The sequence below is a fragment of the Rossellomorea sp. NS-SX7 genome, assembly GCF_052828565.1.
Map to the genome: position 1 here is coordinate 2,458,995 of NZ_CM128249.1, position 14,471 is coordinate 2,473,465.

At 45.7% G+C, this 14,471-nt stretch carries 16 protein-coding genes and 1 pseudogene; 7 read left to right on the forward strand and 10 right to left on the reverse strand.

Annotated features, from left to right (window positions below; translation table 11 throughout):
- Window positions 1–47: 47 nt before the first annotated feature.
- On the forward strand, window positions 48–971 hold the full coding sequence (locus tag ACUXV2_RS12365) for an aldo/keto reductase (protein WP_446243506.1): 924 nt from the start codon (window positions 48–50) through the stop codon (window positions 969–971).
- A 53-nt stretch (window positions 972–1,024) separates the two neighbouring features.
- Here ACUXV2_RS12365 and ACUXV2_RS12370 read toward each other — a convergent pair whose 3' ends face one another.
- The 4 genes from ACUXV2_RS12370 to ACUXV2_RS12385 form a co-directional block, all read right to left on the reverse strand.
- A complete protein-coding gene (locus ACUXV2_RS12370) occupies window positions 1,025–1,255 on the reverse strand; it encodes a YqkE family protein (protein ID WP_446243507.1) in 231 nt (76 codons plus the stop codon).
- A 756-nt stretch (window positions 1,256–2,011) separates the two neighbouring features.
- The gene (locus ACUXV2_RS12375) at window positions 2,012–2,674 is read right to left on the reverse strand and encodes a CoA transferase subunit B (RefSeq protein ID WP_446243508.1); all 663 of its coding nucleotides are present in this window, start codon (window positions 2,672–2,674) and stop codon (window positions 2,012–2,014) included.
- Between the two features lie 18 nt (window positions 2,675–2,692).
- Window positions 2,693–3,382, reverse strand: a complete 690-nt coding sequence (locus ACUXV2_RS12380; RefSeq protein WP_224875412.1) for a CoA transferase subunit A — start codon at window positions 3,380–3,382, stop codon at window positions 2,693–2,695.
- A 36-nt stretch (window positions 3,383–3,418) separates the two neighbouring features.
- Window positions 3,419–4,606: an acetyl-CoA C-acetyltransferase gene (locus ACUXV2_RS12385; RefSeq protein ID WP_446243509.1), complete on the reverse strand. Its 1,188-nt coding sequence runs from the start codon at window positions 4,604–4,606 to the stop codon at window positions 3,419–3,421.
- Between the two features lie 184 nt (window positions 4,607–4,790).
- On the opposite strand from ACUXV2_RS12385, the gene ACUXV2_RS12390 reads away from it, so the two are divergent.
- From ACUXV2_RS12390 to ACUXV2_RS12405, 4 genes are all read left to right on the forward strand, one after another.
- Window positions 4,791–5,690 (forward strand): hydroxymethylglutaryl-CoA lyase, encoded by a 900-nt coding sequence (locus tag ACUXV2_RS12390; RefSeq protein ID WP_446247065.1) that lies wholly within the window; start codon window positions 4,791–4,793, stop codon window positions 5,688–5,690.
- 67 nt (window positions 5,691–5,757) lie between these two features.
- Window positions 5,758–5,889 (forward strand): hypothetical protein, encoded by a 132-nt coding sequence (locus ACUXV2_RS12395; protein WP_446243510.1) that lies wholly within the window; start codon window positions 5,758–5,760, stop codon window positions 5,887–5,889.
- A gap of 136 nt (window positions 5,890–6,025) precedes the next feature.
- Window positions 6,026–6,955, forward strand: coding sequence for an alpha/beta hydrolase (locus ACUXV2_RS12400; protein ID WP_446243511.1), 930 nt, complete (start codon window positions 6,026–6,028; stop codon window positions 6,953–6,955).
- Entirely contained in the window at window positions 6,955–7,872 is a 918-nt protein-coding gene (locus ACUXV2_RS12405) for an aminoglycoside phosphotransferase family protein (protein ID WP_446243512.1), read from the forward strand. Before ACUXV2_RS12400 ends, ACUXV2_RS12405 begins: the two co-directional genes overlap by 1 nt.
- A gap of 16 nt (window positions 7,873–7,888) precedes the next feature.
- Here ACUXV2_RS12405 and ACUXV2_RS12410 read toward each other — a convergent pair whose 3' ends face one another.
- A complete protein-coding gene (locus tag ACUXV2_RS12410) occupies window positions 7,889–8,221 on the reverse strand; it encodes an iron-sulfur cluster biosynthesis family protein (RefSeq protein WP_446243513.1) in 333 nt (110 codons plus the stop codon).
- Window positions 8,222–8,349: 128 nt separating this feature from the next.
- Here ACUXV2_RS12410 and ACUXV2_RS12415 point away from each other — a divergent pair, with 128 nt between their 5' ends.
- Window positions 8,350–8,565 (forward strand): CDGSH iron-sulfur domain-containing protein, encoded by a 216-nt coding sequence (locus tag ACUXV2_RS12415; protein ID WP_446243514.1) that lies wholly within the window; start codon window positions 8,350–8,352, stop codon window positions 8,563–8,565.
- A 60-nt stretch (window positions 8,566–8,625) separates the two neighbouring features.
- On the opposite strand, the gene ACUXV2_RS12420 is transcribed toward ACUXV2_RS12415, so the two are convergent.
- The 4 genes and pseudogenes from ACUXV2_RS12420 to ACUXV2_RS12435 form a co-directional block, all read right to left on the reverse strand.
- Window positions 8,626–8,961, reverse strand: a complete 336-nt coding sequence (locus ACUXV2_RS12420; RefSeq protein ID WP_446243515.1) for a YolD-like family protein — start codon at window positions 8,959–8,961, stop codon at window positions 8,626–8,628.
- Window positions 8,962–8,979: 18 nt separating this feature from the next.
- Entirely contained in the window at window positions 8,980–10,242 is a 1,263-nt protein-coding gene (locus ACUXV2_RS12425; protein WP_446243516.1) for a Y-family DNA polymerase, read from the reverse strand.
- Between the two features lie 782 nt (window positions 10,243–11,024).
- Window positions 11,025–11,808 (reverse strand): annotated as a pseudogene (locus ACUXV2_RS12430) (glucose-1-dehydrogenase).
- Window positions 11,809–11,879: 71 nt separating this feature from the next.
- Complete coding sequence (locus tag ACUXV2_RS12435) at window positions 11,880–12,734, reverse strand: GRP family sugar transporter (protein ID WP_446243517.1); 855 nt, start codon at window positions 12,732–12,734, stop codon at window positions 11,880–11,882.
- Window positions 12,735–12,934: 200 nt separating this feature from the next.
- Between ACUXV2_RS12435 and ACUXV2_RS12440 the strand changes: the two genes are divergently transcribed.
- Window positions 12,935–13,849, forward strand: a complete 915-nt coding sequence (locus tag ACUXV2_RS12440) for an alpha/beta fold hydrolase (RefSeq protein ID WP_446243518.1) — start codon at window positions 12,935–12,937, stop codon at window positions 13,847–13,849.
- Between the two features lie 45 nt (window positions 13,850–13,894).
- Here the strand turns inward: ACUXV2_RS12440 and ACUXV2_RS12445 are convergent, their stop codons facing one another.
- Window positions 13,895–14,425 (reverse strand): DUF3221 domain-containing protein, encoded by a 531-nt coding sequence (locus ACUXV2_RS12445; RefSeq protein WP_446243519.1) that lies wholly within the window; start codon window positions 14,423–14,425, stop codon window positions 13,895–13,897.
- Window positions 14,426–14,471 lie beyond the last annotated feature (46 nt).

Consider the following 14,471-nt stretch of genomic DNA (forward strand, 5'->3'; position numbering starts at 1 on the left):
CGTTAAAATAATAGATAGTGAATCTGCGAATCGAAAGGACGGTTATAATGGAAAAAAGACAAATTGGCAGCTCTGACCTGTATGTTTCAAAAATGGGCCTTGGCTGTATGTCACTTGGCACCGATGAGAAGAAAGCGAAAGAAATCGTTCATACTGCTCTCGAAAACGGCATCAATTATTTTGATACAGCTGATTTATATGATTTCGGCAGGAATGAAGAAATCGTCGGCAATGCACTGAAGGAATTCAGGGACGATGTGATTATCGCCACGAAAGTCGGAAATCGATGGAAAGATGTCAAAGAAGGGTGGCGATGGGACCCGTCCAAGGAATATATTAAGTCTGCTGTAAAGGATAGCCTTACCAGACTGAAAGTGGAATATATCGACTTATATCAATTGCACGGCGGAACCATTGAAGACAATTTCGAAGACAGTATCGCAGCTTTTGAAGAATTGAAGGAAGAAGGCTACATCCGTCATTACGGGATCTCCTCGATACGCCCGAATGTCATAAAAAAAGTAGTGCTTGATTCATCCATACAAAGCGTAATGATGCAGTACAGCCTGCTTGACCGCCGTCCCGAGGAATGTATGGAACTTCTGGATGAGCATGAAGTGAGCATCATTGCACGCGGCCCCCTTGCAAAAGGGCTTCTTAGTGAAAAAATGCTTTCGAAGGCTTCTGAGAAAATAAAAGAGAATGGATACTTGGATTATACATTTGCAGAGCTTGAAGAAGTCCTGCACTCGATTCATGATAAAGCAGCGGATCATCGAAGCATGAACGAGCTTGCCCTCCAGTTTGACCTTGCCCATCATTCGGTCGCTTCGGTCATCCCTGGAGCAAGTTCGCCCCGCCAGCTGCAGGAAAATATCGAAGCCGTTAACCGCCCTCCTCTTTCTGCAAAAGAGCTGGACGTGTTGACTCAATTGACGAAGCTTTCGCGATATGAACAGCACCGTGACTAATTAATGTTATTTATCATAGAACCGGCTGCAGGATACATCCCCTGCAGCTGGTTTTATTTCTTATAGTTCTCCCAGTTCATATCACTTTCATTCAATAATTCTTCAAAGGATTTATTCTTCTCCCTTTGTTTTCTTTCCTCCGCTTTTCGCTGACGCTCTTCTTCTTTTTTTACTTCTTCCACTTGTTCAAGCTCTTTCTTCTTGTTTTTGAGCTGTTCGAACAGATCGGCATTTATAGAGTTCTTTAACGTCAATTCTGCTTCTTGTTTCTTTTTCTTGGACATCTCGCAATCCCCCTGTCTTTTTTTATAGTTATAAAACTTTTTTCAGGATTCGTCAAAGAGCGAGCTCACGTTTTTTGACCAAAACAACAAAAAACATGCTTAAAGATACTCCTCCCCGCATGGTTATATTTCAGGCTACATTGTATGGTTTTATTTATAATTAGCTCTGTTAAACACCGCTGTTGATTTCCGTGCAAGACTTCGCTTTCTGCGGGTAGCCCGTGAGCCTCCTGATATGAACGAAACCGTCAAGATACTCACCCCGTCCTGATTTTGGTTTGGTTTTTAGGCAACCCTAAATAGAGAAGTTTACTTTGACTCTCAATTTATTTGATTCCATACATCACCGCTATTGATTTCCGTGCAAAACTTCTCTTTCCGCGGGCGGTTGGTGAGCCTCCTCGGTCTGAGGATGATCATCTGTCCAGCTGCAGGGCTTAGAGGCACATGTCATAAGCCAAACCGGCCAAGAAGGCAAAGAACGCCTTCGTGACCGATTCGTCTTATGCCACACGCCTCTGAGCAAACCCCTTCCGCTTTTCTTATAGGAGTCTTCGTTTTGCACTACAATCAACCGCTGGAATCGGTTTTGAATTACCCGCACTCCAATCAACAGCTGGAACGTTAAATAATCTAAACAACTAAAAAATCTGAACTTAATATTCTTTAAGAGCAAGTTCACTTATAAAAATATAGCATGATGTTATAAAAAAACCATCCGGGAGGTATTGCTTTCCCGGATGGTTGGTTTGTTGATTAGTATGCTTCGAGTTTCACGTCTTCTGCCACTTCCAGCTCCGCTGCTGTGGAAGATAGGATATCTTCGACTGTAAATCCATTCGCAACTTCGCGCAGAAGCAGGCCGTTTTCTGTTACATCCATCACGGCACGGTCGGTGATGATGCGGTCGACTACTCCCTGACCTGTAAGAGGAAGTGTGCACTCTTTAAGTATTTTGCTTTCACCGGCTTTGTTCACATGTTCCATGATGACGATGATCCGTCTGGCACCATGGACCAGGTCCATCGCTCCGCCCATACCTTTGATCATCTTTCCAGGGATCATCCAGTTGGCAAGATCACCGTTTTCGGCTACTTCCATTCCGCCCAGGATGGCGATATTGATATGGCCTCCCCTGATCATCCCAAAGGATTCCGCACTGTTAAAGTAGGAGGAACCAGGGATGGCTGTAACCGTTTCTTTCCCTGCATTGATCAAATCGGCATCCAATTCTTCCTCTGTCGGATAAGGACCGATTCCGAGCAGCCCATTCTCCGACTGAAGCACAACCTGTTTATTCTCTGTGATATAGTTGGCGACAAGGGTCGGCATTCCAATTCCTAAATTCACATAAAAACCATCTTGAATTTCTTTCTCCGCTCTTCTGGCAATCTTCTCACGCAATTTTGCACGATCCATCCTTTTCCACTCTCCCTTCTAGGCTTTGACTGTTCTTCTTTCAATACGTTTCTCCTGCTCTGCCTGAACCAATCGTTGAACATAGATGCTTGGAGTGTGTACTTCATTCGGATTGATGTCTCCAATTTCTACTATTTCTTCCGCTTCAGCAATGGTTACCTTCCCAGCAGCAGCAATCATCGGATTGAAGTTCTGCGCCGTTTTGTTGTATACCAAGTTACCCATTTTATCTGCTTTCCATGCTCTCACTAGCGAGAAATCAGCTGTATATGCTTCTTCCAATAGATATTCTTTTCCGTTAAATGTACGCGTTTCTTTTCCTTCCGCAACCGGTGTCCCAACTCCTGCCGGTGTATAGAATGCCGGAATACCGGCACCTCCTGCACGAATTTTTTCCGCCAGTGTTCCCTGAGGAACCAATTCCACTTGGAGTTCTCCAGAGAGCACCTGTCTTTCGAACTCTTTGTTTTCACCTACGTAAGAGCCGATCATTTTATCAATCTGCTTATTTTTCAGTAATAATCCGAGTCCCCAGTCATCCACTCCACAGTTGTTAGAGATGACAGTCAGGTTTTTGACGCCTTTTTCCACCAGGGCAAGAATCAATTTCTCCGGGATTCCGCAAAGGCCGAAGCCGCCTACCATAAGAGTGGCTCCATCTTGTATATCTGCCACCGCTTCACTGTATGAAGTATAAACTTGTTTCATTGTATTCCCTCCTCAGTTCTTATTCAGCCTGCCTTTTTATTGATGCAGCTCCACGACTGTCGCTACACCTTGGCCTCCTCCGATGCATAAAGTAGCTAACCCGTGCTGTACCTGCCTTTTCTTCATTTCATGGATGAGTGTCACCAGGATTCTTGTACCACTTGCTCCAATCGGATGCCCCAAAGCAATGGCTCCCCCATTTACATTGAGAGCATCACGTTTGAATTGAAGCTCTTTATCTACAGCCAGGGATTGTGCAGCGAACGCTTCATTGGCTTCGATCAGCTGCATGTCCTCGATTGTCAGCTTTGTTTTCTCCAGCACTTTCTTGACGGCCGCTACCGGACCAATCCCCATTACACTAGGGTCGACACCGGCATTTGCATTTCCTTTAATCGTTACGAGAGGAGTAATGCCAAGCTCTTCTGCTTTTTTCTTGGACATGACCACAACAGCAGCCGCTCCGTCGTTAATTCCGGAAGCATTGCCGGCTGTCACGCTGCCATCCTTCTTGAATGCGGCACGGAGTCCGGATAATTTCTCTGCAGTTGAGCCCTTGCGGGGAAATTCATCCTGACTGAACTCAACCGGATCACCTTTACGCTTTGGAATATGTACAGGGACAATCTCATCTGTGAATCTGCCTGACTCGATTGCAGCACTTGCTTTCTCCTGGCTCCAGGCTGCAAACTCATCCTGTTCTTCACGTGATAAGGAATAGCGGTCACACAGGTTTTCAGCTGTCACTCCCATATGATAATCATTGAAAGCACACCATAAGCCATCGGAAATCATACTGTCCACTACCTTTTGATCTCCCATTTTGAATCCATTCCTTGCGCCTTTTAATAGGTATGGAGCCTGGCTCATGTTTTCCATTCCGCCGGCAACGATGATATCAGCATCACCTGCAAGAATAGCCTGAGTGGCCAAGTGTACCGTTTTCAATCCTGAACCACATACTTTATTAATTGTCATCGCAGGTACACTTTCCGGTAATCCTGCTTTTATGGATGCCTGCCTTGCAGGGTTTTGACCTAATCCTGCCTGCAGGACATTCCCCATGATGACTTCATCGACATCTTCTTTTTTCAGTCCGGCCTTTTCCAGGGCATCTTTAATCACGATCGCTCCCAGCTCAGGTGCTGAAATATCCTTCAATGAGCCATTAAAGCTCCCAATCGCTGTACGTACAGCGCTAACGATTACAACTTCATTCGACATTTCTCTTCCTCCCATTCCATTCTGACTGATTTGCATGAATTTCCACCCTTTAGAGAATAGGCAAAAATATCTCCACTTTAACCTTTTCTATGTAACCGCTTTATTTTCCTTTCTCTTTCATAAAAAATTTAGTTGATTTTGTTGTCGAAATTTTCCTACAATAAAACCAAGGGGGCGGGAAATGATGAAATTACCTGAACAGATCACAATTATTGAAGTGGGCCCGCGTGATGGCCTGCAAAATGAAACGAATTTTGTACCGACCGATACGAAGAAAGAATTTATATTACGCTTGAAGGAATCCGGCATCAGGGAAATGGAACTGACTTCCTTTGTGTCTCCTAAGTGGGTGCCTCAGATGCAGGATGCCGGGGATATCGTTGACTCCTGCTTGACGATCGACTCGCGTGACTTCGTTCTTGCACCGAACAAAAAGGGGCTGGAGCGTGTGTACGAAACCGGGTGCAAGGCTGTAGCTGTATTTGTAGGGGTAAGCAGTACGTTCAACCAAAAGAATATCAATAAAACAACAGAAGATGCTCTTTCAGACCTCCAACCTCTCATTTCTCAGTTGAAAGAACGGGGATATTTTGTGAGAGCGTGTATCTCGACAGCTTTTTATTGTCCTTATGAAGGAAAAATAGAGCCGGAAGATACTCTTGCCCTTTGTAAAAGGTTTGTCGGGATGGGTGTGGATGAATTAAGTGTTGCGGATACAGTGGGGCGTGCGAACCCTCTTGAAGCGTATACACTGTTTACTTTATTAAAAAATGAGATGGCGGATACACTCCTGACGGCTCATTTCCATGACACGAGGAAGCTTGCCCTCGCTAATATCCTCGCTTCCATGCAGGCTGGAGTGGACCGGTTCGATACATCCGCCGGCGGACTGGGAGGATGCCCTTTCGCTCCAGGAGCCACAGGAAATGTCGCGACGGAAGACGTTGTCTATATGGCTGAACAAATGGGAGTGGCGACCGGGATCGATTTAGAAAAGCTTGCCCAAGCGATCGATGTCGTGAAACCACACATCAGCAGGCCGATCGACAGCGGCTATTACAGGCTTTATGAATTGAATCAATAATGGCTGAATATCACCCCATCCCCTCGAGCATTCTAATACTATCCGAATGCTAAGAGGAGATGAAAACATGAGTCAAAAACGCGAAAAAGGATATAGTCAAAAAGGGAAGCCAAACAGCGATACAACGGCGAATACTCTATCTCAGGAAGAGCTTGATAAAGCGATTCACCCGACTAAACGCCAAAATGCCAAATCTTGATTCATCCAGAGAAGTGCCCCGTTTTTGGGCGCTTCTTTTTTTCTTATTTTCCAACGCTCCCACAGCTTTTAAATTCCACTTCTTTCCTCTTGATGATAAAATAAAAGCACCGATTAAATACAATGAGGTGAAATGTATGAAGAAAAGATCTCTCTTTTTAGGAGGGTTCCTCTCCGCTCTCGGAATTGGCGGATTAGGATATTTCATTACGAATACTTTCCTGTACCTTCCCAAGAAAGATGATGAACTCGTTCGATCCAGGGAAATCAATGCCCTCCGCCTTATCCAGGAGGAATATGACACACTACCGAAAGAAGAGGTGACCATCCCTTCCCCTTATGGATATCATCTCAACGCTGTTTTCGCGACCCCCCACCCTCATAAGAAGTACATGATTTTTGCGCATGGCGTCACTGAAAACAAGCTTAATTCCATCAAATACATGAATCTTTTCATTAAGAAAGGATTCAATGCCATCATTTATGACCACCGCCGTCACGGAGCTTCCGGAGGCAAAACGACCAGCTACGGATATTATGAAAAATTTGATCTGAAAGCAGTCGTCGATGAATTAATCCGCCGGGAGGGTGAGGATGTCTTTTTTGGCATACACGGGGAGTCAATGGGAGCGGCCACCATGCTGCTTTATGGAGGTTGCGTCGAGGATCGCGCCGACTTTTATATCGCGGATTGTCCGTATTCCGATTTTGGCGAACAGCTTGCCTACCGGATGAGTGTCGAACTAAAAATGCCTGTAAGGTTCCTGCTGCCGCTGGTGAATCGCACTTTAAAATGGCGTGAGGGCTATTCGTTAAAAGAACTCTCCCCTATTTCTGTCATCCAAAACATTCAGAAGCCTGTCTTATTCATCCACAGCATGGAGGATGATTACATCCTGCCGAAAATGACAGAAGATTTATTTCATAAGAAGCAGGGGGACAAAATGCTGCATCTGGATTTCCGAGGGACCCACGCCCAATCATACAATGAGGACCCAGAAAAGTATGACTCTGTCATTCAACAATTTCTGGATGAAGTCGTCGCCGCCCGAACGGAGGGAGCGTGATGATCCCGGATTACTTTCAAGAAAAGATGAAAGCGATGTATGGAGAGTCGGGTACGGCCTGGGTCGAACAGGCGGAACAAACCCTTTCTGCACTTAAGGAAAAACGCAACCTGACATTCGGTGATCCTTTTTCTCTAAGCTATAATTTTGTTGTTCCAGCCGTTCTTGATGACGGTACTTCCGCAGTTGTAAAGATGGGATATCCCAATAAAGAGTTTTTAAATGAGTTCCATGCACTCCGCAAGTTCACCGGTGATGCCATGGTGAACGTAATCGATTTGGATGAGGAAGCAGGCTGGATTCTCCTGTCGCATATACAGCCCGGTCATGCTTTACATTTTTTATGCGATGAAAAAGCCCGTCTGGAGATCTTTGCCTCGGTTGCCCGGCAGTTATGGCATAAGCCTCCCTCTTCTCATTCATTCCCTGATGTTGAAGCTTGGTCAGAGGGAATACGGCGTTATAGATCCCGTTTTAATGACGGGACGGGTCCCTTGCCGGAAAAAATGATCTCAAAAGCAGAATCGCTGTTCCTTCAGCTTCTTAGTTCTTCAAAGGAACATTATTTACTTCACGGTGATTTGCATCACGAAAACATCTTGTATTCGGATTCTTCGGGCTGGACCGCCATCGATCCCAAGGGTCTGATCGGGGAACGGGAATACGATTGCATTCAGTACACGTTAAATCACTGGAAGGACCACGAAGATCCTCTTGAACTGTTAAGGTTCAGGGCTTCGACGTTATCTTCCCTGCTCTCGCTTTCCTATGAAAGGCTCATTGCGTACGGGTTTTGTCATTCTGTCCTGTCTGCATGCTGGTGTACTGAAGACGGCGGTGATTGCTGGGAAAACGGGATGGCCATTGCGGAGATGTATGAAAAGCTCATAGAAGAAACGAAAGCTGACTCTTGTTAAAGAGCCAGCTTTTTCTTTATTCTTCCGGAAACAGAATGAAGTTCATTCTGCCATTGATGATTTGTCCCGGGCTTTTTAATTGAAAGGTATTGCTGCTCGTTGAGAAATCGATTTTCAATTCTTCATCAAGAAATACCGTTTTCGACTTCTCTACTAAAATAGGGAAACGATTGGTTTCGATTGTCACGTCATCGACTTCATCCGGTTTTGTCACATACCATAAGGTCGGGATGCCGCTTACTACACATCCACACCCATCTATGTCATATTTCAGCTTCAAATGGCCTTCCTGCCCTGCTATTTTATCATTGATCTTTGCTATTGCTGCATCTGTAAATTGAATCTTCATGTGACTTCCTCCTCCCTTCCCATCCTATCATATTTTTTCTGATCCCTTTATTATATTGCATTTTTTCATTTTTCACTTTACTATCAATATGGGGAAACTTTTGTATTTTATAGAAAGGGTGGTTTTTCATGGCAAAAGCTCAAATCAAAGTCAATGACAATGGATCTTTCCGTGTCAGCGGGGATGTGGAATTGATTGACGCGGACGGAAACGTATTTCCGACTAAACAAGTCTTCTCACTATGCCGCTGCGGTTTATCCACTAAAATGCCGTTCTGTGACGCTTCTCATAAGGGGAAATTCGAATCTTGTGTCCGTGCGGAGAAAGTACTGGATGAAGAATAATCATGAATGCGGAGAGACTTCATTACAAAGTCTCTCTTTTTTATTGGTATCAGTGCCTGCTCACTCTTCAAAAAAGCGGATATCCGTGATGCCCGTTAAAGGAATATAGTGAACCTTCTCATCCCGGTCCACCACATGCAGCTTCCCTTCCAATGAATCAGCATGGTGAATGGCCCCGATAAGCTGCTCATGCCGATGATTCACATAATGCGTGATCGATACGGCTTTCCCAAACTCCATCGCTTCCGCCACTACTTCGTTCAATACTTCTAATTCTTGTTCATCAAGCTCTTTTCTTTTTTCATACGTATCTTCCTTCGCCCAATCCCGTAATAATTTCACATGCTCCGGCAGCATCATGGACGTCCATTTGATTCTTCCGCGGTCACGAATCACACTTATTCACCTCCCGCATCATGATTTATGCCCTCCGACAAGCCGCGCACGATGTCTCGCCGTTCCCGCTTCTGTATAGGATACCGCCCTGAGCAGGGAAGCCGATCCATACTTGCGGCGAATCTTATCCACCACATACCCCAATTCACGCTTTTCCCAGCGTTTGGGATCAAATAAGGAAATCTGCATCGTTTCATCCTCCGTGATATTTGAAAGGGCTATGGATATTTTCCGGACCGTCTTTCCATTATAATTCTCTTCGAAAAGCTGAAGACAGACTCTGTACAAATCCATCGTGATATTGGTCGGCTCCTCCACTGTCCTCGAGCGGTGAAATCCGCCTCCGAATTCTTCCTGACTGTACCCGATCCCGAAGCTGATGGTCCTTCCAGCCTTCTTATGCGTCCTCGCCCTTCTTGCCACTTCTTCGCACATCTCCAGAATGACGGACTTGATTTCTTTCCTTTCCTTGTAATCCCTGAGGAGAATCTGGCTTTTTCCGAAACTGATCTGACCTTCCATGATCGGCGCACCGATTTCCGATAAATCCACACCCCAGGCATGATGATACAGCTGATTGCCCATAACCCCGAACTTCGCTTCGAGCTTCTCCAGCTCATACTGCGCCAGCTGTCCGACCGAGAAGATCCCCATCCGGTTGAGCGTCTTTTCAAGACGGCGGCCGATTCCCCACATTTCACTGAGAGGGGACAGGGGCCATAACTTTTCCTGCACGTCTTCATACCCCCACTCGGCAATTCCTTCCTTCTTCGCTTCAAGGTCTAAACAAAGTTTGGACAGGAGCATATTGGGTCCGATCCCAATCGCACACGGAAGCTGAAATTCCCTTTCCATATCATCTTTTATTTTACGGGCGATGGTCATGGCGTCCCCCCACAGATGCGTGGCCCCGTCAATCTTGATGAAGCTTTCATCGACACTGTACGTGTGAATGGCGTCTTTTGGAACGTAACGGTGAAACAAGCGGGTAATTTCAGTGGAAATGCGCACGTAGGTAGCCATTTTCGGCTCTACAAGTTGAATGCGGGGATCCTTTGGAATTTCGAACATCCGCGACCCGGTTTTGATCCCGAAGTCTTTCTTTAACTTTGGGGACGCAGCCAATACAATGCTCCCCTGCCGATCCCGGTCCCCGACCACCGCTAAATGACACTGGAGCGGATCGAGCCCGAGCATGACAGCCGAACAGCTGGCATAAAAGCTCTTCATATCGATGCATAAAATCTTGTGGTGCGGCAGCCCGCTGTAATCGACAGTCATCCTTCTCACTCCTTCCCATCGTTTCTTTAGAACGTTTGTTCCCTTTTATTATATCTATGATTTTATACGAATATACGTTCGCTTTCAACTTAAATTATTGGGAATGGAGTTAAAATATTGGGAGACGGAAAAGCGGAAGGGCTTTGCTCAGAGGCGGGTGGCATAAGACGAATTGGCCATGAAGGCCGGTCTTTGCCTTCTTGGACAATTTGGCTTATGACATGTGCCTCTAAGCCCTGCAGCTGGACACTAGAAAAGCGGAGGCGGCTCGTTCAGAGGCGACAGCATAAGGCAGGACAGCCATAAAGGCGCTCTTTGCCTTTTTGGATGGCATGACTTATGTCTCGAGCCTCTAGCCGCCGGAGCTGGACACTAGAAAAGCGGAGGCGGCTGGTTTTGGGACGACAGACGATAAAAGTGAACGACGGGACAAAATAAGAATCATTCTAAGTAGCGCAATTATCGGGAAAGCGGCGCAATTAATTGAAAAGAAGCGCAATTATCCCTGAACTGGCGCAATTAATAAAAATCCGGAGCAATACTTCAAATTAGTAGCGCAATTATCATCATTATCCGCGTCCCAAGAGGAATATAGAGATGGGCATCGCCTTAAAGCAGCCTTTTTTCACATGAAAATTCCATTTTCAGCTGTAACGATCCCGTTTTCCTCTAATAAAAGGATGAAACCTTCCTCCTCATCTTCTGCTGGGGCCCTCCCCTTCAAATTCGTTCCTGCCTGCAAAAAAAGCCCGCCCCATTACAGAGCAGACTCTTCCACCTCATTACCCTTTCCCGGCCTGGAACCCCGGATACTTCGTCATCCCGCCATCTGCAATCAAGGTCGTTCCGGTAACATAGCTTGCCTGCTCTGATGCAAGAAATGCTGCACAGGAAGCGATTTGTTCAGGTTCGCCGATGTAGCCGAGCGGTATGAGTTTTTCGACCCCTTTTTTCTTCTCCGGGTCAGAGAATTTTTCTGCGTTGATGGGCGTATCGATGGCGCCGGGGGCAATGTTGTTGACCCGGATGCCGTCAGGGGCAAACTCCAAAGCCAGGCTTTCCATCAACAGTTTCACTCCGCCTTTGCTGGCAGCATAATGAACGAAATGCGGCCAGGGGATGATTTCGTGGACAGATGAAATGTTGATGATCGAGCCCTTGATGCCATTCTTCAGCATGTACTCCGCCGCTTCCCGGCAGCCAAGGAAGGTACCTGTCAGGTTCGTATTCAAGACTTTGTTCCAATCTTCAAGGGACAATCGCTCAGATGGCACTTCATTTTCGATTCCTGCATTATTCACATAAATATCGAGACGGCCATACGTTTCGTGAGCAAACTTGACAAAGCCTTCCACATCCTCTTCTTTTGTCACATCACCCTGGATGATGGAAGCAGTGCCGCCGCTTTGTTCGATATCTCAATAGTTCCCGGGGATTTTCATCTTCATTGAAATAGTTGATGACCACCTTGCACTTTTCCCCGGCAAACCTTTTGGCAATCGCCTTTCCGATTCCGGTTGCAGCGCCTGTGATAATGACCACTTTTCCTTCCAAATCTGAATACATGGGATTCCCTCCTTTATTTTTTCAGCACTATAAAGCTTGTCATGAACGAAAGTGTTGATGGGCTGCCCGCCCTATTTTTTTGTAAAGCCCAAGAGCACACCGCCGGTAATGATGAGAATACATCCTGCAATGACAAGCATTATTTGTTTTTTTGATTTCTTTTCGCCTAAGAAGAAGAGCCCTCCGATCGTCGAAATGACAATTCCCGTTTGTGAGAGGGAGAAGCTCGTGGCCACTCCGATCCTTGGCAGGGCAAGTAATAACCCTAGATTTCCGGCTGCCCACATAAGACCTGTCAAGATGTTCCGGATTGTGTATTTAGTGAATGGCTTATGTCGGATCGTGATGGCGACCGCCCCGATGAACATCCCGATGGCCTGCGGCAAAATGGCTTCCCAGCCGTCGATCTTGAACCAGCGGACAATGACGACATATGCTATGTATCCAAGACTTGAAATTACCAATGTGAGAAGCCCTTTTTTCAACTGTTGATTGTCTTTGTCCTCGGATTTTTGTGTGTAGGAAGTCAAGATTACACCAACGATGAGGGCTATGACGGCTCCGCTTCCAAGCAGTATGGTTTCAGTGGTGGTCCACTCTTTAAACACCAGGACACCGAATAGAGTCGTTCCGATTAATTGCATACCGGTGGAAATGGGGACGGTTTTGCTGACACCTATAAACTTGACACTTGCGAGCTGATTGACTTGTCCTACCGCCCAAAACACCCCTGAAATGAAGCCGACGCTCCAAACAAGCATTGATAACTCGGGTGATTTAAAGATGAAAACCCCAATGGCGAACAAAAGGGATCCGATGGTGATCCCGACCGTCTGACTGTAAGCATTCCCCCCGAGCTTGACACTTACAAATACAAGGCTTCCCCATGCCACTGCAGGAATCAGGGCTAACAAAATTCCCGTCATATATTCACTTCCCTTTTCACATAGATGATATTAGTTTCCCACTGAAGAAGAAAAGTAGGCATAATTTTTGTAAGATCAACATTTTCCTTGTTCAATGATGCATACCCGCATTTTGTTATATCTAATCGCTAAACCTTTCTGTTGAAGGTTTTTTTCTTTTTATGGAGAATAATGTAAGAATGAAAAGGAGAGGAATGCAAATGGATAATTGGAAGCAAACCGCCATCACCTCCCTCTTATTTCCCGCAAGCATCACAACCGCTCTTTTAAGAAGAAATGAAAAACAGCCACCTCCAGGTAAATTAGTACATACAGAAAGGGGCACATTCCATGTAATTGAGAAAGGAAAAGGTCCTGTCACCGTCTTGATGGATGCCGGTTTATCAGGACAGTCCCTGCACTGGCACAGGGTGCAGGAAATACTCGGCTCCTGTACCCATACCATTTCTTTCGACCGTAAAGGATATGGCTGGAGCAGCAGAAGGGAATACGGTGACGGGTTGAGCACAGTGAGAGATATGGAAGCCATTCTTGCCGCATTAGGCATATCTTCCCCGCTGGTGCTTGCAGGTCATTCTTATGGGGGTCTGAATGTACGCTTATTTGCAAGCGAAAATAGGGAAAGAGTGAAAGGGATCGTTTTCGTTGATGCTGTTGTTGAGGAGAGATATCTGACAGATGGATTCGATTCGAAGAGAAAGAAGGAGTGGAGGAATAGCCTTCGGATGATGAAGTTCGGTCATTACACTGCTTATACGGGTTTACCGCGTCTATTGAAGATGAAGGTCGGCGGAAGGTATATGTTCCCCGAGCTTGAGAAGTATCATTCCTTCGTCGGTTACAGCCCAAAGGCATATGAAGCGGTTTTCAAAGAATTGAGGGACAGCGGCATTACCGCTCAGCAGGTGACGAACAGCCGCCCCCTGGATCGGTCGCTTCCCCTGACAGTCATTCAATCTGGAAATCAATCCCCCGAATGGACTGGCTATCAGGAAGGTTTAAAGGCGCTATCAGACGATGTGAGGGAGATAAAGACGACTCATGGACACAATGTTCATATGGAAAACCCCGAACTCGTCGCAGAAGCCATCCTGAAACATCTTTCATTCACATAATTGTGACACATACCAAAAAAGAGCGGATCGATGATGAACGCTCTTTCATTCATTGGCAGATGTAGAAATGGGTACGATGACACGTTTGTCGTCAATACTGACAAGCACGTGAACATCTCGATTCAGTGATAAATCCTTAAAGCGCAGGGAATACATGCCTGTTGGATTTTTCTCCATCGACTGCATGACAACTTGGGAAAAACGGGGATCATTCACGACAAGCTCCACCGCTTTCCCTTGTTTCTTACTTTGTTCATCAGTCAGCAAAATGAATTGATTTGCAGCTGCACTCGCTGGAAAGGATTCACCCGCGACACCGTCAAATTTCACCTTTACTTTCTGACCGATTTTTAAATCTTCACTATGTAACGATTTCTTTTTATCAGATTTGAATTCTGTTTGATCATCATAGGAAAACCATACGTCATTGATCAGCACTTTACTATTCTTGAGATCTATTTCAGTCGCAAAGCCTATGAAATTTTCATCGTGCTGAGGCTTGTTGACTCCTGTCGAAGTACATCCGGTTATAAGAAAAAAGGCACACAGCATACCTAAGATGAATTGTTTATTCATAGACTCCCCCCTTAAAAGATTAGACGTACTAAAGTACTATATGGTT

Coding starts and splice junctions, on each gene's coding strand:
- ACUXV2_RS12365 (WP_446243506.1), top strand. CDS start 48: ATGGAAAAAAGACAAATTGGCAGCTCTGACCTGTATGTTTCAAAAATG.
- ACUXV2_RS12370 (WP_446243507.1), bottom strand. CDS start 1,255: ATGTCCAAGAAAAAGAAACAAGAAGCAGAATTGACGTTAAAGAACTCT.
- ACUXV2_RS12375 (WP_446243508.1), bottom strand. CDS start 2,674: ATGGATCGTGCAAAATTGCGTGAGAAGATTGCCAGAAGAGCGGAGAAA.
- ACUXV2_RS12380 (WP_224875412.1), bottom strand. CDS start 3,382: ATGAAACAAGTTTATACTTCATACAGTGAAGCGGTGGCAGATATACAA.
- ACUXV2_RS12385 (WP_446243509.1), bottom strand. CDS start 4,606: ATGTCGAATGAAGTTGTAATCGTTAGCGCTGTACGTACAGCGATTGGG.
- ACUXV2_RS12390 (WP_446247065.1), top strand. CDS start 4,791: ATGAAATTACCTGAACAGATCACAATTATTGAAGTGGGCCCGCGTGAT.
- ACUXV2_RS12395 (WP_446243510.1), top strand. CDS start 5,758: ATGAGTCAAAAACGCGAAAAAGGATATAGTCAAAAAGGGAAGCCAAAC.
- ACUXV2_RS12400 (WP_446243511.1), top strand. CDS start 6,026: ATGAAGAAAAGATCTCTCTTTTTAGGAGGGTTCCTCTCCGCTCTCGGA.
- ACUXV2_RS12405 (WP_446243512.1), top strand. CDS start 6,955: ATGATCCCGGATTACTTTCAAGAAAAGATGAAAGCGATGTATGGAGAG.
- ACUXV2_RS12410 (WP_446243513.1), bottom strand. CDS start 8,221: ATGAAGATTCAATTTACAGATGCAGCAATAGCAAAGATCAATGATAAA.
- ACUXV2_RS12415 (WP_446243514.1), top strand. CDS start 8,350: ATGGCAAAAGCTCAAATCAAAGTCAATGACAATGGATCTTTCCGTGTC.
- ACUXV2_RS12425 (WP_446243516.1), bottom strand. CDS start 10,242: ATGACTGTCGATTACAGCGGGCTGCCGCACCACAAGATTTTATGCATC.
- ACUXV2_RS12435 (WP_446243517.1), bottom strand. CDS start 12,734: ATGACGGGAATTTTGTTAGCCCTGATTCCTGCAGTGGCATGGGGAAGC.
- ACUXV2_RS12440 (WP_446243518.1), top strand. CDS start 12,935: ATGGATAATTGGAAGCAAACCGCCATCACCTCCCTCTTATTTCCCGCA.
- ACUXV2_RS12445 (WP_446243519.1), bottom strand. CDS start 14,425: ATGAATAAACAATTCATCTTAGGTATGCTGTGTGCCTTTTTTCTTATA.